This is a genomic window from Caballeronia sp. INML3B (assembly GCF_023631305.1).
Classification (GTDB): Bacteria; Pseudomonadota; Gammaproteobacteria; order Burkholderiales; family Burkholderiaceae; genus Caballeronia; species Caballeronia turbans.
Genome location: NZ_JALQDI010000050.1, coordinates 43,464 through 68,482 on the forward strand (window position 1 = coordinate 43,464; position 25,019 = coordinate 68,482).

At 59.7% G+C, this 25,019-nt stretch carries 18 protein-coding genes and 6 pseudogenes; 9 read left to right on the forward strand and 15 right to left on the reverse strand.

Annotated features, from left to right (window positions below):
- The first annotated feature begins 48 nt into the window (after positions 1 to 48).
- From NCS58_RS22650 to NCS58_RS22665, 4 genes are all read left to right on the forward strand, one after another.
- Positions 49 to 894 carry a sugar phosphate isomerase/epimerase gene (locus NCS58_RS22650; protein WP_061121648.1) on the forward strand — a complete coding sequence of 282 codons (846 nt, stop codon included), beginning with the start codon at positions 49 to 51 and terminating at the stop codon, positions 892 to 894.
- A gap of 39 nt (positions 895 to 933) precedes the next feature.
- On the forward strand, positions 934 to 2,286 hold the full coding sequence (locus NCS58_RS22655; RefSeq protein ID WP_250477665.1) for an aromatic acid/H+ symport family MFS transporter: 1,353 nt from the start codon (positions 934 to 936) through the stop codon (positions 2,284 to 2,286).
- Between the two features lie 21 nt (positions 2,287 to 2,307).
- Positions 2,308 to 3,342, forward strand: a complete 1,035-nt coding sequence (locus NCS58_RS22660; protein ID WP_061121650.1) for a Gfo/Idh/MocA family protein — start codon at positions 2,308 to 2,310, stop codon at positions 3,340 to 3,342.
- 553 nt (positions 3,343 to 3,895) lie between these two features.
- Positions 3,896 to 4,150, forward strand: a complete 255-nt coding sequence (locus tag NCS58_RS22665) for a hypothetical protein (RefSeq protein ID WP_061121651.1) — start codon at positions 3,896 to 3,898, stop codon at positions 4,148 to 4,150.
- A gap of 141 nt (positions 4,151 to 4,291) precedes the next feature.
- On the opposite strand, the gene NCS58_RS22670 is transcribed toward NCS58_RS22665, so the two are convergent.
- Both NCS58_RS22670 and NCS58_RS22675 read right to left on the reverse strand, forming a co-directional pair.
- Positions 4,292 to 6,796, reverse strand: coding sequence for a spermidine synthase (locus tag NCS58_RS22670; RefSeq protein WP_061121652.1), 2,505 nt, complete (start codon positions 6,794 to 6,796; stop codon positions 4,292 to 4,294).
- A gap of 87 nt (positions 6,797 to 6,883) precedes the next feature.
- Positions 6,884 to 7,615 carry a protein-L-isoaspartate(D-aspartate) O-methyltransferase gene (locus tag NCS58_RS22675; protein ID WP_061121661.1) on the reverse strand — a complete coding sequence of 244 codons (732 nt, stop codon included), beginning with the start codon at positions 7,613 to 7,615 and terminating at the stop codon, positions 6,884 to 6,886.
- Between the two features lie 646 nt (positions 7,616 to 8,261).
- Between NCS58_RS22675 and NCS58_RS22680 the strand changes: the two genes are divergently transcribed.
- Both NCS58_RS22680 and NCS58_RS22685 read left to right on the forward strand, forming a co-directional pair.
- Positions 8,262 to 8,726: a DUF4440 domain-containing protein gene (locus NCS58_RS22680; protein ID WP_061121653.1), complete on the forward strand. Its 465-nt coding sequence runs from the start codon at positions 8,262 to 8,264 to the stop codon at positions 8,724 to 8,726.
- A gap of 266 nt (positions 8,727 to 8,992) precedes the next feature.
- Positions 8,993 to 10,852, forward strand: coding sequence for a sulfatase-like hydrolase/transferase (locus NCS58_RS22685; protein ID WP_061121654.1), 1,860 nt, complete (start codon positions 8,993 to 8,995; stop codon positions 10,850 to 10,852).
- Positions 10,853 to 11,190: 338 nt separating this feature from the next.
- Here NCS58_RS22685 and NCS58_RS22690 read toward each other — a convergent pair.
- Positions 11,191 to 11,445 (reverse strand): annotated as a pseudogene (locus NCS58_RS22690) (SDR family NAD(P)-dependent oxidoreductase); the annotation flags it as partial.
- A 419-nt stretch (positions 11,446 to 11,864) separates the two neighbouring features.
- On the opposite strand from NCS58_RS22690, the gene NCS58_RS22695 reads away from it, so the two are divergent.
- Both NCS58_RS22695 and NCS58_RS22700 read left to right on the forward strand, forming a co-directional pair.
- Positions 11,865 to 12,194, forward strand: coding sequence for an FAD-dependent oxidoreductase (locus NCS58_RS22695; RefSeq protein WP_061121655.1), 330 nt, complete (start codon positions 11,865 to 11,867; stop codon positions 12,192 to 12,194).
- A gap of 284 nt (positions 12,195 to 12,478) precedes the next feature.
- The gene (locus NCS58_RS22700; protein ID WP_061121656.1) at positions 12,479 to 13,078 is read left to right on the forward strand and encodes a porin; all 600 of its coding nucleotides are present in this window, start codon (positions 12,479 to 12,481) and stop codon (positions 13,076 to 13,078) included.
- Here the strand turns inward: NCS58_RS22700 and istB are convergent.
- From istB to NCS58_RS22765, 12 genes and pseudogenes are all read right to left on the reverse strand, one after another.
- Positions 13,003 to 13,791: an IS21-like element helper ATPase IstB gene (gene istB / locus NCS58_RS22705; protein ID WP_250478534.1), complete on the reverse strand. Its 789-nt coding sequence runs from the start codon at positions 13,789 to 13,791 to the stop codon at positions 13,003 to 13,005. The genes NCS58_RS22700 and istB overlap by 76 nt on opposite strands.
- 2 nt (positions 13,792 to 13,793) lie before the next feature.
- Entirely contained in the window at positions 13,794 to 15,320 is a 1,527-nt protein-coding gene (istA, locus tag NCS58_RS22710; RefSeq protein WP_061121662.1) for an IS21 family transposase, read from the reverse strand.
- A 217-nt stretch (positions 15,321 to 15,537) separates the two neighbouring features.
- Positions 15,538 to 16,308: pseudogene (locus tag NCS58_RS22715) on the reverse strand (helix-turn-helix domain-containing protein); the annotation flags it as partial.
- Positions 16,309 to 16,451: 143 nt separating this feature from the next.
- On the reverse strand, positions 16,452 to 17,468 hold the full coding sequence (locus tag NCS58_RS22720) for an alpha/beta fold hydrolase (RefSeq protein WP_061121936.1): 1,017 nt from the start codon (positions 17,466 to 17,468) through the stop codon (positions 16,452 to 16,454).
- Positions 17,469 to 17,481: 13 nt separating this feature from the next.
- Positions 17,482 to 19,203 (reverse strand): amino acid ABC transporter permease/ATP-binding protein, encoded by a 1,722-nt coding sequence (locus NCS58_RS34205; RefSeq protein ID WP_284502354.1) that lies wholly within the window; start codon positions 19,201 to 19,203, stop codon positions 17,482 to 17,484.
- A 43-nt stretch (positions 19,204 to 19,246) separates the two neighbouring features.
- On the reverse strand, positions 19,247 to 20,098 hold the full coding sequence (locus NCS58_RS22735; RefSeq protein WP_250478524.1) for an ABC transporter substrate-binding protein: 852 nt from the start codon (positions 20,096 to 20,098) through the stop codon (positions 19,247 to 19,249).
- Between the two features lie 76 nt (positions 20,099 to 20,174).
- Positions 20,175 to 21,077, reverse strand: coding sequence for a polysaccharide deacetylase family protein (locus NCS58_RS22740; protein ID WP_250538886.1), 903 nt, complete (start codon positions 21,075 to 21,077; stop codon positions 20,175 to 20,177).
- 138 nt (positions 21,078 to 21,215) lie between these two features.
- Positions 21,216 to 22,929 (reverse strand): annotated as a pseudogene (locus NCS58_RS22745) (acetamidase/formamidase family protein).
- Positions 22,930 to 23,102: 173 nt separating this feature from the next.
- A complete protein-coding gene (locus NCS58_RS22750) occupies positions 23,103 to 23,414 on the reverse strand; it encodes a hypothetical protein (protein ID WP_250478523.1) in 312 nt (103 codons plus the stop codon).
- A gap of 137 nt (positions 23,415 to 23,551) precedes the next feature.
- Positions 23,552 to 23,988: pseudogene (locus NCS58_RS22755) on the reverse strand (acetamidase/formamidase family protein); the annotation flags it as partial.
- 113 nt (positions 23,989 to 24,101) lie between these two features.
- The gene (locus NCS58_RS22760; protein ID WP_061121933.1) at positions 24,102 to 24,344 is read right to left on the reverse strand and encodes a DUF6429 family protein; all 243 of its coding nucleotides are present in this window, start codon (positions 24,342 to 24,344) and stop codon (positions 24,102 to 24,104) included.
- Positions 24,345 to 24,349: 5 nt separating this feature from the next.
- Positions 24,350 to 24,937 (reverse strand): annotated as a pseudogene (locus NCS58_RS22765) (IS630 family transposase); the annotation flags it as partial.
- 4 nt (positions 24,938 to 24,941) lie between these two features.
- Between NCS58_RS22765 and NCS58_RS22770 the strand changes: the two are divergent.
- Positions 24,942 to 25,019: pseudogene (locus NCS58_RS22770) on the forward strand (integrase); the annotation flags it as partial.

Here is a 25,019-nt window from a genome sequence, read left to right on the forward strand (position 1 = left end):
AATCCACTTGGTAAAGTAATCCAAATAACAAACCGCGAAGGCTGCCCCGTGAAACTTGCCATCGATTCATACAGCTATCACCGTTATTTCGGCGAGGTCTATGCCGGCCTCGAGCAGGATCCCGGAACGCGGATAACTATGCGGGGCTTCCTCGACCGGGCGAAGGCACTGGGCGTCGCGGGTGTTTCTCTGGAGTCGTGCTTCATGCCGAATCCGTCGCCCGAAGAAATCGCCACGTTGCGCGCCGACCTAGACGAACTGAGACTCGAGCCCGCGTGGGCATGGGGCCACCCGTCCGGCCTCCGCTCGGGCGACGCACCCGAGGAAGTTGCCGACCTGAAGCGCCATACGGAAATAGCCGCTGCTGTGGGCGCGACGGTCATGCGGATCTGCTGCGGCGGCCGCCGCACCCGCCCCGACAACTGGAGCGACCACAAGGCAAAGCTCGTCCCACTTCTGACCGACGCCGCCGCGCATGCGAAGGGGCACGGCGTCGTGCTCGCCATCGAAAATCACATCGACATGCTCGCGGACGAACTGGTGGAGCTGATTGATACGATCGATTCGCCGTGGCTCGGCGTGTGCCTGGATACCGCGAATAACCTGCGCATGCTCGAAGACCCGGCCGTCGCGATTGAAAAGCTCGCGCCCTACGCCCGGGCGACCCACGTTAAGGACATTGCTGCCAAGGGTGGCGATCCGCGCGATTTTGCGTTCTGGCCGAGCGTGCCGGTCGGCCGAGGAATTATCGACATGCCACGCGCCTTCGCCGAACTACGCAAACACGGTTACGCAGGACTGCTCGCGCTGGAAATCGACTATCTACATCCCGCTTACGAGAGCGATGAGCAAGCCATCGCCGAAAGCATTCACTACATGCGAAGCCTGCTCTGAGCATGCCCGTCGCTCGCCAGAAATCCACAGGAGACAACCATGCCATTCGAGAAACAACTCAACATTCAGGAATTCCTGGATTCCCGGTCTTTTGGGCCCTTTCACTGGAAGATACTGTTATTGGGCCTCGTGGTCCTGATTCTCGACGGATTTGATGTTGTCGCGATGGGTTTCATCGCGCCCGCAGTCGTCGCCGACTGGAAGCTCACACGCGCCGCGCTCGGGCCGGTGCTGAGCATGGGCTTGTTCGGGCTCGCGATCGGCGCGTTGACCGGCGGTCCGCTGGCGGACCGGTTCGGCCGTCGCAAGGTCATCATCGGCGCAATTTTCTTCTTCGGGCTGATGAGTCTCGCTTCCGCATGGTCGCCGAACGTCGAGGTGCTTTCGATCATGCGCTTTCTCACGGGACTTGGACTTGGCGCCTCTCAGCCCAATGCCGCGACGCTTGCCTCCGAGTACGCGCCCAAGAAGTATCGTGCGCTGATGGTGACGGTGATCTATTGCGGATTCACGTTTGGTGCGGCCGGTGGCGGCTTCCTTTCGAGTTATTTGATCCCGACTCACGGCTGGGCATCGATTCTGGTTGTCGGCGGCGTTGTGCCGATCCTGTTTGCGCTCGTCCTGTGCTTCATCCTGCCGGAATCCGCGAAGTTTCTCGCAGTCAAACACGGTGGCCGACGCGCGCTCGAACGTATCGTCAACCAGATCGAACCCAACGCGGTCGATGCCTCGACGAGATTGATCACCGCGGAACGCGAGCACGCCGGCAAAGGCGCGATCAGACTTATCGTTGCCAAGCCGCACACGACTGTGACGCTCGCTCTTTGGGTCGGCCTCTTCATGAACCTGATGACGGTCTACTTCCTCAATAGCTGGCTGCCGATCATCGTGAAGGACAACAACTTTTCGCTTGCCGATGCCGCGCTGGTAGGCGCCATGCTTCAAGTGGGCGGAACGCTTGGCAACATCATCATCGGTTGGGAAATGGATCGCTTCAACCCGCACAAGGTGATGATCGGCACGCTCCTCGCTGCAGGCATCTTCACCGTTGCGCTGGCGAAGATGAGTCCGGGCCTCTACGGCCTCATGACCCTGGTTTTTCTGTTGGGCTATTGCATCAACTCAACGAACACTGGCTGGACCGCAATGGCCGCCGGTTACTATCCGACCGAGATGCGCGCCACCGGTACGAGCTGGATGACTGGCATTGGTCGCTTCGGCGCGATCTCGGGCGCGTCGATCGGCGCGGTTTTGCTCAGTTTCAAGTGGAATTTCGGGCAGTTGTTCCTTGCCTTGACCGTGCCAATCGCGATCGCCATCGTCGCGGCGTACATCAAGGGCCGCCGCAGCGCGGGCGCAGCGCCGGTGTTGCGCAACGCCACTACTCACTGATTCTCGGAGACCCTTTTTCTCATGTCTGATTCGAAGATTGGTCTTATTGGTGCAGGCGCGATTGGTCGTGCGCATCTTGTTGGCGCAGCGGGCGCCGAGGGGCTCGAAATCGTCGGCATCGCCGACCCGAATCCGGCGGCGCAGGCGCTCGCCGAGGAGTTCTCGATCCCGTGGTTCAAGGACCATCGCGCGCTCATCGACGAGACGAAGCCTGACGGCGCAATTGTTGCCACGCCGAACGCGCTGCATGTTCCCATGGCGCTGGAGTTGATCGCCGCCGGCACGGCAGTGCTCGTCGAAAAGCCGATCACCGATACGGTCGACGAAGGCTTGCGTCTCGGGCGCGCGGCTGCCGACGCCGATGTTCCTCTGCTCGTCGGCCATCACCGGCGGCACAATCCGATCGTCCGCACCGCGCGGGCTTTGGTTCAGGGAGGACAACTCGGGCGGCTCGTCTCTGCATCGGTGCTAGCGACTTTCCTCAAACACGACGCCTACTTCAACGAAGCTTGGCGCCGCACGCCTGCTGCGGGACCCGTCCTCATCAACCTGATTCACGAGATCGACCTGTTGCGCTTCGTATGCGGCGAGATCGAAAGCCTGCAGGCTGTTACGTCGAATGCGATTCGCGGATTCGAAGTCGAGGACACGGCGGCCACGCTGCTGTGTTTCAAGAGCGGAGCAATCGCAACGATTACCCTGTCAGACAGCAGTGCTGCGCCGTGGAGTTGGGATCTGTCGTCGGGCGAGAACCCGGCCTTTCCGAAGACTCCGGTCGAGAGTCATTTTTTGTGCGGAACTGAGGCGTCTGTCGCCTTGCCGACGTTGCGGATGTGGCGTTATCCGGGCGAGCGCGGCTGGTTGCAGCCGCTGCAGGACGAAGAGGTGCACTTCGACGCGGCCAATCCGTACATCGAGCAGATGCGACACTTCGGCGCGGTGATTCGGCGAAAAGAGCAACCGCTGACCGATGCGTTTGACGCGACCAGAACCCTCGAAGTCACACTGGCAGTTCGCGACGCCGCGCGTTCCGGTACGACGATCCGCTTTGGGTGATGCTAACGCATCGACAATCGGGAAGAGCCGCGATTAAGACGCGGTAACAAGAATGAACCCGGTGCAAAGGCTCGAAATGCATAAGTTCTATTCGACTGTCTGATCGGCTATCGCTGGTTGTTCGTGCTGACGGCGGTCGTTCGTGAAAGGCGAATGGCCGCATTCGCCCCGTCTCAAGTTATCGGCGGCAACGATTCGAACGTCGGCAGATGGCCGTTTGTTCGCGTTCCGACTCGCCACCGAAAAGCTGACACGGGCAACCCTAACGACAGCCCTGTAGAAGGTTCATCGAGCTGGCGCTCTCGGCCAGTGAGCGACGTTCGACGGGGATCTCGCTTGGTCACTCCGACGTCGGCTTGCCCCCTGGCAGCAGACGTTCCATTTGCGAAGGCGACCAGACTCCTGCCTCTTGCGGGAAAGGGGTAGTTGCCCGCTTGCTCACTTTCGTTGTGATGTGTTTTGATTCACGCATTCGCGTTGAAGGCAGCGACGAAGAATCCATCGCGCGCGGGGCCGGCTACCGCTTTCGCGCAGCGGACTCGCGAAACGCGTATTGCGTCATCCGATCCTGACGTTCGGGCGCGGGACGGCACCGCATCGCGCGCTGGAGGACATCGTCGACAAGCTCGCGCTCGCCAACGGCGTGCCGCTCGCAGATACGCGCATCACCGGTTGGACGTCGATTTCGGTGATCGTGCAACTCGTGCGCGATGGCCTCGGCGTGGCGGCAACCGACGCGCGGATGCGCCGCTTTTCGTGCTCGGCGCGGCGAACGCGACATGGCGGCTGTCACGAATACTGCGAGTAGTCGGATCGACGCTTGATCGAGCGGCCAAGACACTCCGCCTGGCAAGAATGTCGCGTCGCTCGAGCGGACGCTCGCCGGGCTGGTCGCCCTTTGAGCGCGATCCCGCTCAAAGGGGCGCCCGGTCAAGTTGGATTGGGCGGATCAGGGATAGGCAGCCGCCGCGGCGAAATAGAGCACGACCGCTGTCACGACCACCGCAGTAAAGCCTAGATGAATCGCCACTATCGTCGCCAGGACTGCAGCCACGACGGACGTGCATGCGTTGACGCCCCACGCCCAGGGCACGAGCGTTTCGGCACAGCCGGCAACGCGGTTGAGCCCAAGCGGAAAGGGCATGCCCATCGCAAAGCCGAGCGGCGCGATGAGCAGCACGGCAATCGCTATTCTGACCGGGTCGGATAGAGGTATCAGGAACGAGAACAGATGGGGCAGCACGAGCAGGTAGCACAGCGAGATGGCAGAAAGGGCCACGATGGCGGTCGCCGCAGTCGACCGGTGCTTTCTGATCGTGCGCGGCCGTGTCGCGGAACGGGCGACCGGCACCTCGCGACCCTGCAGGCGCTGCGCGTACCGGCTTCCAAGTCCCGCGAACGAGAGGAACGCACACAGCACGACCGCCACAGCGTAGAGCGGGTGGCTCAGGAGCAGAACGAACTTCTGGATGAACGCGATCTCGATGAACATGAAAGCGAAGCCGATCGCGACGAAATAGATCGCGACTCTGCTTTCCGATATCGCCGCCACCGAAGCTGTGGCGTCATTGCGGGAAGTGGCGTCCAAACGCGATGAACCGTGAGCCGTGCCCGTCCGGCGCTTCATCACCCACAGAGGAAAGAGGATCAACACGAAGGCCATGAATGTCGCCTGCAGCAGGGTGGCGATCAGTACCGGGTATCCCCATTCCAGCAAGGTCATGCCGCCTCGCCCTTTCAACGCGAGAAACTCGGGCAGCGATCGCCATTTGAAGAAGTGCAAGAAGTACGGCTTGTCGTCCGTGGCGGGGCGGATATCGAACTTGTAGCGCGCCCAGAACGTTTCTCGCCCGGGACTCAGCAGAGCGTGCGCGGCTTCGAAGAAGTAGGGCCTTTCAAGTACGTTGTAGCGATTCGCTTCTGCGGCCTGCATCCCCGGGTAGTATTCGACGTCGAACGAACGGGCATGGCAGAAGCTGCGCAGCGCGGCGATGTCCCTGTCATCGAATTCCCCGTTTTTGACCAGCAGCGTCGCGGTTTTCCATCCGCGGATCAGCATGAGCCGTCGATATGGTTGTCTTACACCGGCGTTCTCCATCGCCAGTACGGCCGTCGCAAACAGCTTGAGGACGTCGCGCGGGGGCAGCGTGACCCAGCGAGTGATCGCCAGTATGCCGCCTACGTTGAGATGACGCAGATAGTCCTGAAATGCTTCCACCGTGTAGAGGTAACTCTCGGAAAGGGAGTAAAGCCCGGCCGAGGTGGCACTGAAGGAGTCTAGCAGCGCGACCTGGATCAGGTCGTAGCGCTCACCGCGCGCAGCGACGAAACCACGCGCTTCGCCGGCGAATAGGCGAACGTTCGGTGCGCTGTACGGCTTGCCGGAAAAGTCGGCAAAGCGGTGCTGAACCGCTTCGACGATCTGTGGATTCAGTTCGACCGCGTCGATTGCGCTCGCTTCGTGATACAGCGCCTGCAATACGTCGCCTCCTGCCCCGCTGCCGAGCACGAGGACTTTGGGCCGCCGCAGCAGGTGATAGGGGAGCGCGGAGGTCATAGAGTCCAGATAACCGAGCGGCTCGCGCCGCCCGTCATAGCGATTGAGCGCGGACAGTCCGTCGCCGTCGGTGAATACGCCGAGTTGCGGCGGCGGTTCCATCGTCGCGTTGAGGCTAAGCCCGGGCGCATGTCGGAAGGGAATCGAGGGGCTTTCCACCACCGTGACGACACCCAGCGGGCTTGAGCTTTCGGCGACCACGTGCGCATCCTTTATGCGCAGAGCCTGGCTCAGTTCCTTGTACTCCGATGGCCGCAATACGATCCAGTCTCGCGGCAGGCCGGTGGCCAGCATGGCTGCGGCGCCGAGCAACAGGATCGGCAACCACTTCCGGTGCCAGCGGCATTCGACGCATGCCAGCGCCGCTGCCGTGATGCCTGCAGCGCCCAGTACCCGCAGCGCATCCAGCGGACGAAGCACGAACAGCGCGCCGATGATCGCGACGCTGCCCACGCCCGCTCCGCCAATGTCGAAACTGTAGATACGCGGGATCTGGTCATTAAAACGTGTGAAGGTGAGACAGAGGCTGGTCGCGGCGCAGAAGAAAGGAACGAAAAGGAGCACGTAGATCAACAGCAGGCGCAAAGGTTCGCGCGGATTCCAGAGAATCTCCAGCGGGTTGAACGCAATGCGCTGCGCGAACGCGAACGAGGTGACCGCAAAGACGCCGAACAGGATTGCACCGGCTACAAACACGGCTGCGAACCGTGGCACGAGCCAGCGCTGCGCAAGCGAGACCATCGCGCCGGCTGCTCCGTAGCCCAGCAGCGCCGCGCTGATCATCATGTACGCGAAGTGATGCCATTGAATGATCGAAAAGAGCCGCATCAACAGCAGCTCGTAACCGAGGGCAGCGGCTGAAAGCAGCGAGACGGAGAGCAACGGCACGGCAGGCATGATGGCATGAACCTGAAGGGGATGCGGAGGGCGCGCGCTCAGCCATGCTGCGATGCGGGTTCGCGCGATCTCGTTGGGTCGCTCGTTTCAATGCCCGACGAGAGGCACGAAGCGGACGGGCAGTATCTGTCGGGTGGAGACGGTCCCGTCGTTCGCCTTCGTGATCAGCAGCAGGTATTGCGTCAGAAACTGCGCGCCTACGGGAATGACAATCCTGCCGCCGGGCTTCAACTGCCGCACGAGAGGAGGGGGGACGTGGCTCGAGGCGGCGGTGACGATGATGGCATCGTAGGGCGCGTGGGCTTCCCATCCGTAATAGCCGTCTCCTACCTTGGTTTCTACGCGCTTGTACGCAAGCCGTTGCAAGCGCTCCTGAGCCGCTTGGCCCAGAGGCTCGATGATTTCGATCGTATAGACCGCTCGCGCGAGGGTCGAGAGAATCGCCGCCTGATACCCTGAGCCGGTGCCGACTTCCAGCACGACGTCAGTGGGCTTGATCATCATCAGGTCGGTCATCAACGCGACGATATAGGGCTGGGAAATGGTCTGGCCATAGCCGATGGGAAGAGGCCGGTTCTCATAGGCGTTGCGCTCGTCGTCGGGTGGCACGAACTGGTGGCGAGGCACTTGGTTCATCGCGGCGAGCACGCGCGGATCGATTGCGGCTCTGCCGGTTGCGACGGAGGTTTCGGTCGCAAGCTCCGAGATGTTCCTGATCATCGTCGCACGAAGGGACGCGAAGTCATCGGCGGCGTGAATGCCAGAAGGCATCCACGCCAGTGTGATTGCGGGAATCAGGATACGCAGCCAGCGCAGCATGACTCGTTTCACCGTCCGGCCCCAGTTGGCTGTCTGCTGAAATTCTACGCCCGCGCACGCGAGGTCGGGCAGGGCGCGTCCGGCCGTTTGTCGTATGTTTAGCGCAGACTTCGAGCGCGTCGTCGTGTCGCCGCCAAAGGCCACATTGCCTCTGGAAAGGCAAAGGTCCGCATTCGAGTGGTAGAGCAGATCGGGACGGGAGTGAGGGGCGTCGACTTGGCAAGGGTGAAGAACGGCGTAGGCGTGCCGGAGCGCGACAACGAACCCGTTCCTCCAGCGAATAGTCGGGCGTGGTGTACCTCGAACTCGAGGGCATCGACGTTGACTCGTTCGCGCGTGAGGCTTGCTCGCGTGTACGCGGCGGTTGTATTGCGATTGCCCATCAAAACGGCGACTCAGGCCAGGCGGTCGCACAGTTGGACCACCTGGATAGTTGCGGGAGCGCGGGACTGTCTGAACGGTTCCGAACGACTCCGGTTGACCAAAGTCGGGACTACGTGCGCTAACGCACATTGCTTGCACGGCGGAAAAGCGCGAACCAAATGTTGTTGGTGTTGTGCGAATTTTCAACTATAAAAGGTCTCGGGAGTCTCAGCGAAAGGACGGCGTTCGTGCCACCACGTTCGACGGGCAGAGGGGTGCTTTCATGGTAAATCACCTACCGAAACGATTCGCAATTGCGGCAGTGCTGTTCGTTCTAAGCGGCAGTGCCCTCGCGAAGACTGAAACCTGCCATCCGGCATCAGAAAAGCAGATTGCTGCGTTGTTTGATCGCTGGAACGATTCGCTTAAAACGGGTGATCCTCAGAAAGTGGTGGCGAACTCCGCTCCACGCTCGGTTCTATTGCCGACCGTCTCGAACAAGCCGCGCGTGTCTGTCGATGAGAAATTAGACTATTCCAAGCATTTTCTCGAGAGCGAGCCCGATGGCACCATCGACTTCCGCGAAATCATGATCGAGTGCAATACCGCGATCGACGCCGGAACCTACACCTTCAAGTTCCGGGACGGTTCGATCGTCAAAGCGCGCTACACGTTCACCCACGTCTGGGACGGGCACAAATGGGTGATTACTAGCCATTATTCTTCCAAAATGCCGGAGAACCAATAAGCGGCGCCGGTGCGATTTGCCCTCGTGAACCACTGTGTCGAAACAGACACCGCCAGCATCACGCCGAGGCCGCCGTCCCCTTGCGGTGGTGACATCGTATGAAATTAATTCTTCGCTGGGGCGACGGGCGGTTTCGCCTATCCTTCGTTTGGCCCAACACCGCTTGCGATAGCTAAACAACGGCGCCGGCTGAATTAATCGTATCAAAGTCGGGCAACGCCCGGACAAAAGCGTATCCCCACTAGGTTTTCTAAGGAGTACTACTTATGGATAGGCGAGATTTTATCAAAAAGACCTCCGCGGTTGGCGCAGCCATTGCGACGACGAACGCCGCCGCCCAGGGCGCCGGGGACGGCCCAAGCGGCAAGCCCAACATCTTGTTCATTCTCCTGGATGAAATGCGCTTTCCCCGGGTGTTTCCGAAAGGGGTTCAGGACGCACGCGAGTTTCTCAAGGCCTATATGCCCCGAACGTTCGATTTGTGGAAGAGGGGAGTCAAATTTTCGGGCCACTACACCGCAGCCTCGGCGTGCAGTCCCGCGCGCGCCGCGCTCGTCACCGGGCTGTACACCCACCAGAATTGGTTGCTCACGACCATTTTGGATTCACCCGACACCAAGGTTTCGATCCAGCCGGTGCTGAACCGGCAGTTTCCAACCTACGGCAAGGTCCTGCAGTCGCTCGGCTATATCACGCCCTATATAGGGAAGTGGCATCTGTCGATCGTGCACAAAGGGCAAAGGCCGCTCGGGCTCTACGGCTTCGAAGGGATGACGTACCCGGATCCGACGGGCAGCAACCTTCAAGGCACAATTGGCGACCCGGGACAAGGCTACCTGAGCGACACGAACATCGCGGACCAGGCAACGCAGTGGTTGCAGCGGCGCAGGCCGGCCGACCCGCCCTGGTGTTTGACCGTCGGCTTCATCAATCCGCACGACAAGGAGTTCTTCCCCGCGGGCACGGAGTTCAAGCGCTTTACGGAGCTTTTTGCTTCGAACAACTACAACCCGAATGGCTATTCCCAGTGGATCGATTACACCGCAGGGCCCCCGACGTACAACTGGGAGTTCAACCCGCTGCGCAATCCGCCGCAGTACGGGTATCCGGCAACTGCGCCGAACTGGGAGTCTGCCTCGCAACTGTCGGCCAACAAACCGCCGATGCAGACCTTCAACCGCACGCTGCAGGAAGCCGTCTGGGGTGGCGTGCAGGACACGCGAGGTACGGATTTCGAAATCTCGGCTTATCCAGTCAATCCGAACCTGCCGCCGCCCTCCGAGACGAAGGGGGTTGCCAAGGCGCCTTTCAACTATTGGAAGCGCGGGCTCGATTCCTACACACAGATCATGTCGATAGTAGATTCAAAAATTGGCGCGGTCGTTGACTCATTGCCGCCTGCGGTCGCGAAGAAGACGATCATCGTGCTGACCTCGGACCATGGCGACTATGCAGGCGCTCATGGCTTGATTTCGGGTAAGACCGGGACGTGCTACGAAGAGGCGTTTAACGTCCCGCTCATCGTGATGGATCCGACCGGGCAGTACAACGGGGATCTTGACGTCGTTCGCAGCGGCCTGACCTCGTCAGTTGATATCCTGCCGATGTTGGCAACCTTTGCCAACGGCGGCACGCGAAGCTGGATGACTGGAGATTATGCGCAGCTGTACGGGAACCGACACGACTTGCTTCCAATGCTGAAGAGCGCGAGCGCGCCAGGCCGGCCGTATGTGGTCTTTGCATCCGACGAGATCGTGCCAGAGGTCTACAACTTCAATTCTTCGGCATCGCACATCATTGGCGTGAGAACCGAGGCGGGCAAACTCGGAACGTACTCGTACTGGGCGCCGTCGACGACCACCATCAGCGGATCGAGCGATCTTGAGTATTACGACTACGCTACCGAGCACGGCAGGCTCGAACTGGACAATCGGTCTAGTTCTCACGCGGCGCAGGAAATGTATCAGAAGCTAATAAACGAGATCCTTCCGAACGAGCTGCAAGCCCCGATCCCGGGGAAGTTCGTCGCCGCGCAGAATACGGCGCAGTCGCGATATCTCGAGTACATCAGCCTCATCAACAGCGGAGGGAACTTCGAGCTGCCGTTCAAGATCGGGGACATCTGAAGCATCAGCGGTGCATCGAGGAAGGCCCGCATCGCCGGCGACGACAGAGTTCGTTCTGCGTGGACGTCGACACCGGCAAATTGGCGTGCTCCTCGATGCGTTTTTAACTGCAGGAAGCCGCGCCGCCGACTCCGCGCTCGCGCGTCATATGCGTTCTCGCAGATGCGCGTGGCGGTCTCCGCTCCTGAAGCGGTCCGCGTGAGAACCACGCTAACCTGGGCTTTCGAGATTCCCGACGGCGACAACGGGACCCCATTGAGCGCGCACCGGTACCACGCGATTGACGCCGATCTTTGTCGCCTTATCTCCCCCGGCATGAAGGCGAGGTTACCCGCTCGCTTCACAGGAGTAATCCCTGCAAGGACGTCCTTGGTCATGCCGTAATCAGCAAGTCGGTCAAACATCGGGGACTCGGTTGGAGCTGGGGCGACCGCGTTCACTCGAATGCCCAAAAACGCAACCTCAAGCGCCGCCGATTTGGTCAATCCTTCGACAGCATGCTTGCTCGCCGCGTAAATTGCGCTGGTGGGGAATCCGACCTGTCCGCCGATGGAGGACAGGTTCACAATGCCTCCAAAGCCTTGGCGTCTCATCGCTCTGAGCTCGGTGATTCATGTCCCACACCATCCAATCAAGCAGATGGACCAGTTCGTGACTGGGAATTTCGGTCAGTTCCGCGCGGGTCATGACTTTTGCCCTCGTTGGCAGCGTTATGCGTTCCGGATGCGACCCGCCGAAACCGTCTGAGCAACATCCGCGTGCTCCATTGAACAAGCATCGAGAGCACAAGCGCGACGCCGAAAGTAATGCTAGTTCCTTGGAGAGGAAGCAGCATGGCGAGCGTCATACAGAATGCAGCAAATGAGAAGCGACCGACAACCATCCCTCGCAGCAACGAAACGACAAATTCTGAACCGCAAGCCCGATCTGATGCACCATTCTGCCATCGCGCTAACATCGGATGGTAAGGTATCGGCCTTCAACACTTATTGCTTAACACGTGAGGGAAGCCGTGAGCCGTACTTCATTTGACGTTATCGTTGTCGGCCTCGGTGCGTTCGGGAGCGCGACGCTTTATCAGCTGGCGAAACGAGGCGCGAGCGTCCTCGGTATCGACCAGTTTGCACCGCCACACAACAAAGGGTCGAGTCACGGCAACACGCGAATCACACGGCTCGCGGCAGGCGAAGGTGCAGACTACATTCCGTTCATCAAGCGCTCCCATGACATCTGGCAGGAGCTCGAAGCGCAGACGGGCAAACGGCTTTACCACCGTACCGGCTGCTCGTCGCAACGGCCATCGGCGACGCCATCCGCCGCCGCCACGCCTACGCGGCATTGAGCATCGAAGTGAAGTGAATGAGTGTGCGATATCTATCGATTAGCATGACGAATCGATAGCCTCGACATGCGTGAGTTTCAAGACCGACCTACACGAGGAGGGCGATGACACCGCCGATCCTCGATGCACAAATTTAACGATGTCAACTGGAGGAGAAATGGTGAGAAGTGGAATGAGACGGTCGCTGACCGCATTGACGTTGGTGGGGCTGTCGAGCGGCGCCGCGTACGGACAAAACAGCGTCACGCTGTACGGTTCCGCTTGACGGCGGTCTGCGCAATCTGGTGAACGGCACCAAGGCAGGCGGCGCGGCGCTGACGATGGCCTCGAACGGGATGTACAAATCGAACCGTTGGGGCTTTGTCGGCACGGAGGACCTGGGCGGCGGATACTACGTTCGCTTCAACCTGGAGGCGGGCTACGTTCTCTCGACCGGCGCGAACAGCAGCACGACCAACCAGATGTTCCAGCGTAATTCGACGATCGGTGTCGGCGGGGCGTTCGGACGGGTCGATATCGGCCATCAATTCACGTTGCAGCACAGGCTGATCAAGGAGTTCGAGCCGTTCGATCTCGACTATCTTTCTGTCACCGAAGCGGCGGCGATCGCCGGAGGCACGAGCGGACGGGACGACAACGCGATCTACTACCACGGCGACTTCGGTCCGTGGACGGCACGCGCGGACTACGCGCCGGGCGGCGTGCCCGGCAGTCTCGCCAGCGGTGTTGCCTTTCGCCGTAAAGGAGCCGGGTGTTTTCGGCGTAATGGCGCCAGAGAAAGGCGCCTGTTTCGGGGCTCGAACGGGGATCAAGAATCCTTGTTTTTACCTCCTTTCGCAAGTGCTGATTTGTTGCTCTCGGGCATCGGACGAGGGACGCGATAGCTTTCACCGTCGAGCACGACGCGGTATGCCGCATGTCGCAGGCGATCGAGCGTTGCGGCGCCGAGCATTTTGTTGGTCGCGAACGCGTCGCCCCATTCCGTAAAATCCAAATTACTCGTTAAGACAGTCGATGTACGCTCGTACCTCTCGGCAATGAGATCGTGGAAGTCTTCGTCTTCGGGCGTGCGCATGGGTTTCAGTCCAAAGTCGTCAATGATGAGCAACGGCACCTTGGCAAGCGCCTGGAATCGCCGTTCGTAGGAGCCCACGGCTTGCGCGTTGCGTAGCGTGCTGAGAAGCCGGGTCTGGGTCATGAACAGGACATCGTGACCTTGCCGGGCGGTCGCATGGCCCAGTGCCTGCGCCAGATGGCTTTTGCCCGTTCCGCACGGACCGGCGATCAGCACGCTGACCCTCTCATCGATGAACCGGCAGGTCGCGAGATCATGGACGACGGCGCGATTGAGGTTGGGTAGCCGGTCGAAGTCGAAACCCTCGAGTGTCTTCTGTCCACGGAAGTTGGCGCGGCGCATGCGGGCGTCGAGCTTTCGATGATCGCGCCGTGCGATCTCGTCCTGGATGAGCAACGTCAGGAAGTCTGTATAGGCAAGCTTGCGGTCGATGGCTTCACGGTTGCGTGCTTCGAGCGTGTCGAGGATGCCGGATAGTCGCAATTGCTTAAGAGAAGACGTGAGTTCGGGAATTGGATTCATGTTCAATGGATCAGGAGAGTCTGGGTATCGCGGCAGAAGCGGCCGCCGTGGGTGTAGGTGGTCGCGCCCGATTCAACAGGTTCGTTCGACAGCCAGGTCTGATCGAGGCCTTTCTGCAAGATCAGCTTGACGGCTTTGTAGCTTGGATTGCCGAAGTGATTCGCGCGACGGCAGGCCGCCTCCAGGCGAGATGCGCCGAACTGCTGGGCGAAGCGCAGCACGCCCTGTACGGCGCGCAGCTTGATGAGAACCCGATCGCCAAAGAGCGCGTGAACAAGCGCGTAGCAGGACGGCCCGATGCGTTGCGCTTCTCTCAGGCACCATTGGGTGTCGTGCATTTGCCAGGCCTGTGCTGCTGGCGGCATGTGATCGGCCACAGTGATACGCGTTCCTGGCGCAGTTTGGCGGACATGCGATGCCGACAGTTCGTGCTCGTAGTAGAGCTGCACCATGGTGGCGGTCGCCTTGAGCCATAGATCTTTACCGGCAAGCCGGAACGGCACGGAATAATAGGCGCGCTCAAATTGCACATGGGCGTCGCGATGGACCTTCACGCGCGCCCAGGTTGCCAGCTCCGGTGGCACATCGGGAAGCGGCTGCAACAGCGCCTGTTCGACACCTTCGAAACGCTTGAGCGGCACCTCGCGCGTCGTGCCATGGGTCCGGGTGCTGGCCTCTTGCATCACCCAGGCTTGCGCTTGCCGGTTGGCGTCGTCAAGATCACGGAATTCGCGAAGAGGAAGGAAGCTCGACTTCACGTATTTGACGCCCGATTCGACAATTCCTTTTTTAGCCGGGTCCCTCGGCGGACATGGATCGACCTTGAACAAGTACCCTTCGGCGCATTGCGCGTAAGCGCGCTGGACTTCGGGTTCGTAGATACAGGCCTTGACGATGGCACACTTGGGGTTATCTATGATGACGCGTCCCACTACGCCATTGAACCATTCGAAGGCATGACGGTGACATAGCAACCATGTGTCGACGCTCTGGTCGCGGACAAACTCAACGTATTGATGCCGCGACCAGCACAGCGTCATCACAAAGAACCACGTTTTGTGGATCTCGCCGGTGTGCGCATCGGTGATGGTCGGACCTGCGCCGAAATCAACCTGCGCGGCTTCTGCAGGTTTGAACTCCAGCCGCATCGGTACGTCCGGCGTGAGCTCCGCCTTCAATTGCTGAAGCAGCCTGTAGACGGATGAGTAACTTCCCGCGTAGCCGTGGTTGCGCACCAGCGCGCTGTGAATCGTCGTGCCGGGGACGCCTGCGTCATGCCACTGGGCAATCTGTTCGCGCCACGGCTCGGCCGACGAGATACAGCTCGTGGGCAGGAACTCCTTGCGGCTGAACGCTGTAGCAAGCTGCGCGTCATCCGGCAGAGCGTTGTCCGGAGAAAGCCACCCGCGCTCGGTCGCGATCTCCCGCACGGCCGCGAGCTTCTTACGGCCCATGATCTTCGACCGGTCGATATCCCGGTCGGAGTCACCCTGGCGCATTCGCACCAGAACCTGTCGATATTGGTACATCTCGAACTTCCTCTTCAAGCCACCCTCCGGAGCAAATGCGTGCCAGGAGAGTAGCGGTTGGCGAAGTTCGAGCGCCCGACTCAGACGCCAGTGGCGCGTTTACGGCGAAAATCTACCGGCGCCTATATGCCGAAAGACTTGTGGCGCCTAAACGCCGAAAAGTCCCTGGCGCCTTTACGCCGAAAACGGTTTGGTTCCTTAACGGCGAAAGTTCACACTCCTCAATTCGCCGATCAATCGCATCCTCGGTTGGAGTATGGTGGGACCAGAATTCGTTCAGGTCAGTAAGCTGCGAGCGCTCGACCTTGCCATTGAGGTGTGGCGAGCGTGGCGGAATCGGTCGAAATTTGATGCACTCGGTCATCAAACGCCGCTGCACTGATTCGGCGAAGAACTCGCCGCCCCTATCAGTCTGGATACGCTGGATAGGAAACGGCATTTCCTCGATCACGCGATCGAGGAAAAGCAGTGTATTACGGGCATTTCTGCGGGGATAGACGGCCAGTACGCGGAAGCGCGAGCAGTCGTCAATGGCCGTGTACTGATAGACCCCTCGCGCAATCTTCATTGTGTCCATCTGGACCCGATCCCCCGGAACCGGGCGGCTATACCGTTTGGGATGTGCCGGCCGCCGGGAATGTATCAACGGCTTCACAGACGCTTCGCATAGGACCTTGTGAATGGTTGCAAGGGACAACTCTCTTTGTTCGTAGAGCCGCAACTCGTTCTGGATTCGCCGTGCTCCTTTGTGCTCGGCACGCAGTCGTAAAATCGTCGCCCGGTCAGCCTCAGAGACCTTCCTGTTTGGACTGTTGAGAGGGCGGCGACTTTGGGAACGAAGACCTTCTTCTCCGGCTTCCTGATAACGTCGTAACCATTTGCGAAGTGTCGGTCTCGAGATACCACACCGTGCGCATACGAGACCGGCGTTGCCAGTCTCGTGATACATCAATACCCATCGTAATCGTGTCGCAATCTCACGGTCCATCGCTTCATTCTAGTTGAAACGATGTCTATGAATCACACAGGTCAAATATAGTGGACCCTGCGAGGTAAGCAGTCCGGAGTTGGTGGGCGCTGCCTGTCCCTCCCGAGACGAGTACGGCCTTAAGCCCGAAAAGAGTCGGACCACTACATAGCCAAAATCTCCCTCACCGCACTATCGATGAACTTAACATCGACAGCATTGGCTGCAGGACCGCCCGCAAAATGCCCCCACACCGACTCGATGGGCCTTAACTGCGCATTAGGCATCTTCGAAACCTCGTATTCACTATCTTCAGGCGGAAAATACAAATCCGTGCTTCCGGGCATCACAATGGCCTTTGCAGTGATACTGCCCAACGCTCGATCAAAATCTCCCTTGTAAAGGGAGTTCGCGGAAATATCGCCGTTCTGCCAGCTCCACATCATCGACAGAATATTGTTGGCGTCCTTCTTCAAGAAATCACCTTCCCAGAACTGAGTGATGAAGTCCTCGAGCGACCCATACCCCATCGCTTCAATGTCGAGCCGTTGACGCAGAAACGCCTGCGAAAATCCCCAGCCGGCGAACACACGGGCAGCAGCGCGCATTCCACGCGTCGGCGGTGCATCGTAGAAACCGTTCCTGAAATCTGGGTCCAACAGCAATGGCGCCTTAAGCCCTTCGATAAACACAAAGTTGTGCCGCGCGCACCGAGCCGCCCCGCAAAACGGCAGAATGCGCTCGACCATCTCCGGATACATCGCGGCCCAATGGAATGCCTGCATCGCGCCCATTGACCAGCCGGTGACGAGCCTGAGAGACTCGATGCCAAACTTTTCGGTCACAAGGCGATGCTGCATCGCGACGTTTTCGTATAGCGTCACATGCGGAAAGCGGCCACGATCATACGGCGGCGGATAGTTGCTCGGCGAACTCGATACGCCGTTGCCAAACATGTTCGGCACAATGATGAAATACTCCCGCGGATCGAGCCCCATATGCTCGCCGATCAGCCACTCATTGTCGACATGGCTGCCGCTATAGAAGGTCGGATAGACAATCGCGTTGTCTCGCGCTGCATTTAGCCGGCCATAGGTCTTGTAGCCGAGCCGCATGTCAGGCAGCGTCGCACCGGATTGCAGCGCGACGCGGCCAAGATTGAAAGTTTCGAAGTCCGTCACTTGAGCCTCATAGTTAATTGGCAACGATGTTAAGGAATTTTCGGGTGCGCTCTTCAGTCGGGTTGTCGATGACCTGCTGCGGTGTCCCTTGCTCGATCACTTCACCGCCATCCATGAAGACGACGCGGTCAGCGACATCGCGGGCAAAGCGGATTTCGTGCGTGACCACGACCATCGTCATGCCGGCGTCGGCAAGCCCGCGCATCACTCCAAGCACTTCGCCGACCAGTTCTGGATCGAGCGCGGAAGTAGGTTCGTCGAAGAGCATCAACTTGGGCTTGATCGCGAGCGCACGTGCAATCGCCACGCGCTGCTGCTGTCCGCCCGATAACCGGTGCGGCAGAAAATCCGCGTGTTCGGCCAGGCCCACGCTCTTCAACAGCTCGCGCCCGAGCGCTTCCGCCTCCGCGCGAGGCACGTCATAGACCTGACGCTGTGCTTCCACGATGTTGTCCAGCGAACTCAAATGACTAAACAGATTGAAATGCTGGAACACCATGCCCACGCGTGCTTCGGCGCGTGCGCGTGCGAGGTTGTGCAGGGGCCGTACCGTGCCGCCGCCACCCGGCACTTCGCGATAGCCCACATACTGCGAATCGACCTTGATCGTTCCCCAGTCAAGCGGTTCGAGATGGTTGATGAGCTTGAGCAGGGTGCTTTTGCCGGAACCGCTCGGGCCGACTATTACGACCACTTCGCCATGCGCGATTGACAGGTCGACGCCCCGCAAGATCTCGCGTTTGCCATATGATTTCCAGACGTTCTTGCACACGACAAACGGTTCATCGCACTGCCGCGGCGTGCGGCTTCCGGCAGGCAGCAGGGTGCCGATCCACGCGTGATCGTTCGTCTCTCGCTCTTTGGCGGCGACGGGCAAAACAATCGGTACGTCGAGAGGTTTCACATCACTCGTCGATGCGCGCAGTCCGAACCACGAGAACCTGAGCGTTCGCTCGCGCTCGTGATCGAAGATGCGTTCGAGCCACACCTGAAGCAATGAGATCCCGCTCGTCAGGATCAGATAAATCACCGCCGCCGCGCCGAACACGGTAAAGAACTTGAAGTTCTGTCCGACGACCTGTTGCGAGCGAAACGTGAGCTCGTTGACGAAGATCACCGACGCGATCGACGTCAGCTTCAACATGCCGATGGTGTCGTTTGCGAGACCGGGGATCACCGCGCGCATCGATTGCGGCAGGATAATGCGGCGCAACGTCAGCAACGGTCCCATGCCGAGTGCGGCGGCCGCGGTCGATTGCGAACGGTTCACCGACAGGATCCCGGCACGAAACAGCTCAGCGCTGAACGCGGCTTCGTTCAAGGCGAAGCCGATAACCGCAGTCGTGACTTCATCGAAACGCAAACCGATCAGCGGCAACGCATCGAAGATGAATACGAGTTGCAGCAGTTGCGGCGTGCCGCGCACGAACCAGATATAACTCCACGCCGCTGAGTCCAGCGCCTTGAACCGCGACAGCCGCATCAGCGCAAGACCGAGCCCGAGCACCAGCCCGATCGACATCGCTATCAGCGTGATCTTCACCGCGATCCACGCGCCGCCGAGCAGGAACGGTGAGCCGACGTAACCTGCCAGCTCTTTGAAACCGTCGAGCACCTGAACGCCATCGAGACCGGCGGCCATCGCCGGCTGCAATACGAACATGGCCGCCATACAGAGGGTGCCGACGATCATATATTTGATACGCAATGCCTTCATTTCCGAACCCTGATCCATGACGCTGCTGGCACACGGCGTGGGTGTGCCGGGCAGGCAGCCTCTATTGAGTAAGTAGCGTGGTCGGCGTTTCCAGCGACGGATCGACGCCGTACTGCTGAAAGGTCTTCTTCTGGGTCTGATTGGCCTGCATGATCTTGAGTCCATCGGATACGGCGGCGATCATATCGGCGTTGCCTTTCTTCACACCCACGCCGATCTTCATGCCGCTCGTCACCATGAAGCCGCGCGTGTAGAGCTGTGGGTTCTGTTTGGCCAGTCCGTCGACGAGCGCCAGGTCGTACATCATGACGTCGGCGCGACGGCTCGCAACCAGGCGCGCGCCTGACGCGATATCCGCGGATGTCATGATGGTTACGTCGGGCTTGTTTTCCGCTTTGCATTTGGCGGCTTGCGCTTGCGCCATCGATAGTTCGACAGTGCCGATACCTGCCGTGACCGTCAGGCCGCAAAGCCTGGAGATGTCATCGATCTTCTTGGGGTTGCCGGCTGCGACCAGACCGCCCGTACCGGCCTGCATATAGGTGACGAAGCTTGTCTCCTTTGCGCGCTCCGGCGTGTAGTACAACAGGTCCCACATCACATCGATCTGTCCGGCACGCAGTGCGGGCAGCAAGCCGGGCCAGCCGGCGGTAAAGAATTCGGTCTGCACGCCAGCGCAGGCGAACACGGCGCGGGCCATGTCGGCATCGGCGCCGATGATCTTGTTGAGATCCTCGCCGTCACGGAATGCGTACGGCGGCGACTCTGGGTCTACGCCGATCTTGATCGTCTTGCCTGCGAGCGAGGGGTATTTCTGCGCCACCTTGGACGGTTCGCACGATTGTGCCGACGCGCCTTGCGCGAGGAGGAGGCCGCTGACTGCGCATAGAAGCAGCTTGATTGCCTTTGACATGAACATGGCGAATCCTATTCAGGTTGAACGATATGAATTTGGAAGAGGTGGTACAGCGAAGCGAGGATGAAGTGATCTAACGGCCGAGGAAGGCCATGTGGCTTGCGATCGAACCCGGCGTAGTGATGCAGGCGAGGCCCTCGTCGCGCGCGCGCGCAATGTGTTCGAGTGCCCGCCGCAAGTGACACAAACGATGTGGCTGACCCATCAGGTATGCATGCAATGCAATGCCCATCACCAGCGGCTGACGCGCGGATTGCCGCAGCATTTCCTCGAAGTGATCGATCACCATATCGGCGAACGACTTCGCATCCATCTGGCGTGCAAGGATCATCGGGATATCGTTGATTTCTTCCGGATACGGAATCGCCCACAGCGGCTGACCGTTGCGCGTGTGCAGGCGCGTGGGCTGATCGTCGTGGCACCAGTTGAGCGTGTACTGATAGCCCGCTTCGGCTACCAGATCGCTGGTGACATGACTTTCCGAGAGCCACGGCGACAACCAGCCTGCTGGCTGTTGAGCGCTCTCCGCCGCAATCCGCTTCCGGCATGCAGTGATCAGCGCGCGTTCGTCGTCTTCGGTAAGCGTTCCTTGCCTTTCCGAATTCGTATGACCATGCGCGACCAGTTCATCGCCGCGCTGAGCGAAAGCGGCGACCAGCTCCGGGCAGTGATCGTAGAGCGCCGTGTTGACGATGGCGGCGGTGGGCAGCGCGAGTTCATCGAAGAGATCGAGACAGCGCCATGCGCCCACACGCAATGCGTACTCTCGCCACGTGTGATTCAGCACATCGGGTTCGGGCATCACCGGACCGATAGTTGGCCCCAGTCCTGCGCCGAACGCAAAGTGCTCGATGTTGAAGCCGATATAGACCGCGAGCCGCGAACCGTCAGGCCAGCGATAAACAGGGCGACCGTTGATCGGTAAATATGGAAAGCGCCCGTGGCCGGGCAGCACGCGATGTGCGAGAGAATCCATGGTCCAAAGAGTCCTGTCGAGCGGCGCGTACGCCGGTGGTCACGTCAGAACACATGGTATGGATGCCAAAATAGCCGCATCGAGCTTTTTGCGAACAAACTCTTGTCTGCACGCGCATCGGAGGTGACTCATGCTACTTCACGAGTTGAACAGCGCCTTTCGGATGATCGCGTGAACACCCCAGTTGCCGTCCACCACCTGTGTCACGCCGAAGTCGACCGCGACGGAGATCAGCGAGATCGCCGCATCTTCGGACAGGCCTTTGGTCGTCCAGGAAGCGCCGCGTTTTGATGAACGCGTCGCGCATCGCGAGGTCGAGTGTCGATTTTTCATACACCGCGCTTTGCGCGTTCGTGCCAAACTCGGCTAGATAGTTTAGATAACTGAAGCCGCGACGAACCCATTCGTCGGCGGTTTCGACCAGTGGGTAGGTGAAGTCTGCAAACGGCTGGCCGCTTAGCGTATCTTTCTTATGAAGCACCAGTTGGAAGTCACCAGTAAGAGAACACTCGATCGCAGTGCCGCGCAGTTCCGAGTCTCCTTGCGATGCATGAGGGTCGCCAACGGAGAGCAGTGCGCCGGGTACCCCGATTGGCAGGAAGACGCTCGCGCCGCGCGTCACGCGCCAGTTGTCGAGATTGCCGCCGAAGGTGGACGGTAGAATCGAATCTATCAGACCGTCCTGCTGCGGTGCGACGGTGACCACGCCGAAGTGCTGGCGCACCGGGATCTTGACGTTCTTCAGGATGTCGTGATTCTCGACGACCGTCGAATGATCGACCCGCAAGCCGGGATAATCGATCGTTGGATGCATCACGCCAAAGGGATCGCGCTGAGGTGTCCAGCGGAAGTTATAGACCGCACGAGCGTACGCGGTTTCGCCGGCGGTGGCGGCGGCGTCGATTTCATAGATGGTGACAACCTCGCGCGGTTTCGGCTCGGTCAATAACTCGCGATAGTGAAAGCCCCACTACGCAGCGTCATTGCTGCCGAACGCGCGGCCGGCGAATTTCGGATTGGCACAACTACGCGGATGAATATCGACGATACGCACTTCTAGCACATCACCCAGGTCCGCGCCGCGCACGGCGATCGGACCTGTGCAGATATGCACGCCGATGCCTTCTCCCGCACCACGTCCGTAGATGGACGCGTCCATGGGCCCTGCGCCGCGGCGGTTGACGTTCTTGCGCCCTGCAGTCCAATGGAACACACTTTCGGCGCCTGGATCGCCTTGCACCATGCGCTCCCAGTCGTCCGCCGCGTGTTGCGTGAGCGTTTCGATGGTTACCGTGTCGCCACTGTTCACTTCGAGCACAGGCTTAGATCGTGACTGAAGGGCATTGACAGGCACGCCGCGCGAGATTCGCCGCACGAGATGGCGCGCTAATTCGAGACCCGCTTCATGTCGAAAGGTACGCGGCGACGCGCCATATTGCTCGCGGAACACCCGGCTGAAATACGCGGGATCGTTGAAAGCCCAGCGGAAACAGACATCGGCAATCGAAACCTTCTCATACAGCGGGTTCACCAACTCCGCGCGGCAGCGTTCCAGCCTGCGCGAGCGCAAGTAGATAGAGAAATCCTGTCCAACCGCTTCGAACAGCTTCTGCAGATAGCGCGGCGAGACGCGCTCTTCCTTGGCTATCGATGTCAGCCCGAGATCGGGGTCGGCGAGATTGCCCTCGATGGTCCGACACACTCGCGAGAAGATCGCGGCCTGGGACGGCGTGAGTCCACTGAAACTGCCTTCCTTGTCGTGAGCGGCGAGACTCGCGACCAGGAATTCCGCGAGCGCGAGTTCGAGGGGGCGCCACTCGTCGAGCGTGAGCGTCTCAACGCTTTCAGCAATCGAGCGCGAAAGCCGGAGAACACGTGACCGATGCCGGCTTCGCCTGGCAAACGCCCGGCACGCAGCAAGAACGGTGTAAGAAGGCGTGCGTTGATGGCGGAGCGGGGCACGCGGATCGCGAACGCGCGGAAGTCGGATGTGAACGCCAGGTGGGCTTCCTCGGGCGATGAAGCTTACATAATATCGCCGGTTGCAACTTGCGCACGCACGCCGTCGGCGACGAGGGTCACGCCGCCGTCGAGATGCAGCACGATCACGAGACTGTCGGCGCCGTCGACCTTGAACTCGATGGTTTGCGCGAATGCGGCCAGCGCGATCAGCTCAAAGCCGCTTGTCGACCTGCGCGACGTGATCGTTCCATGCATCGGGGGCCCGGCAGCGAGAGGCGTGCCGCAGCGCAAGCCAAGCCGGTCGAGCGCCTCGCTCCAGGCGCGCAGGCGATCTACTTCGGCATACGACTCGGTGGTGAAACGCGGTAATTCCAACCCAGGCTCCCGGACCCTGACGAACGTCAGTTGAAAAATTCAAAGGCAATGTCCGTGCCATTGATAGTGACGCCGCTAGCGCTGCAGCGCGCGGTAACGGTGCGTGGATGCACCGTTACCGCGCGCGTACGCACTACTCACAGGCGAGGCTTTTTCTTAGGAGGAAAGACACTGCGGGGGATCTTGCAGTGAATGCCCTGACGGCCGTCGACGACCTGGGTCACGGAGAAATCCGCGGCGACGCTCATCAGCGAATACGCGTCGTCACGAGAGGCCTTGCTGCTCGGTAAGGAAAAACACGATATCGCGTGAAGCATTTTTCGTCGCGATGTTGAGATCTTCATCGAAGCCATGGACGATCCAGAAGTCCGGCGTTTCTAGCAGCGGCGAGGGAAATGCGAAGTCGCGCCGCAGCACGATCTGGAACATTACATTGAGCGATGCCTCGATCGCGGTGCCGCTGATCTCGCCGTCGCCTTGCGATACAAGGGTCGCCAATGGAGAACAAACCGCCGCCCACGGCGACCGGGTAATACATAGTTGAACCCGCGCCGATGCGCCAGTTATCGAGGTTTTGACGTGGCTTATGAATGCCTTGGTCGACAGGTTTCGCGTAGGCGCCCTTGAAGACATTGACGATTCTGAGATCTGCGGGCAACTAGTGTCGTGAGTTAGAAATTCGTTTCATTAGTACTCTTTGCTGCTTGAGGGGACGAAGTTTTGCTTGAAGAGGCGCTCGGATTCGTGGAGACCCTCGTCGGTGAACACAACGGACTTTGCCTTATTAACGGGATCGCCAATCATGCCTCGTTCATATATCCGGTTCAGCACATCCCAATCGAAGCTCTTCCATGCACGGTTATGATCATGCAGCGTCAGGTAAAGAAGTGCGAGAACTGCGTCGTCAACTGCAGCAGTATCAATGTCCATGACGTTCACTCCGATGCGTTGCGCACCCGCGTGCAAAACCGTTCGACGCTCGCCAGAATTTCATCGGCCGATTTGCTCCAGGCAAACGGTCGAGGATTCGCGTTATGAACCTCAAGATAGTGGCGGATCGCGTCGTCCAGTCGGCGTGTCGAACGATGGGTTCCTCGTCGAAGGTATTTCTCCGTAAGCGTGGCAAACCAACGTTCGACCTGGTTGAGCCAGAAGGCAGAAGTCGGAGTGAAGTGCACATGAAAGCGCGGATGACGTGCGAACCAGTTCTTGATCGAGGGCGTCTTGTGCGTACCGTAGTTGTCCATCACCAGATGGACATCCAGATCGGGCGGTACGCTCGCGTCGATAGTGCGCAAGAACTGCACAAATTCACTGCTGCGATGACGTCGATGCAACTCGCCAATCACTTCGCCGGTGGCGATATCCAGTGCCGCGAACAAGGTAGTCGTGCCATGGCGCATGTAGTCGTGGGTACGTCGCTCAGCAATGCCCGGTGCCAGCGGCAGCATGGGCTGAGTGCGATCCAGCGCCTGAATTTTACTCTTCTCGTCCACGCACAGCACCATTGCCTTAAGCGGCGGATCCTTGGCCACCTGGCAAGGCTTCGCTTATGTTGCCTTCATCGTTGATGTGTTCGCGCGACGCATCGTAGGCTGGAGAGTG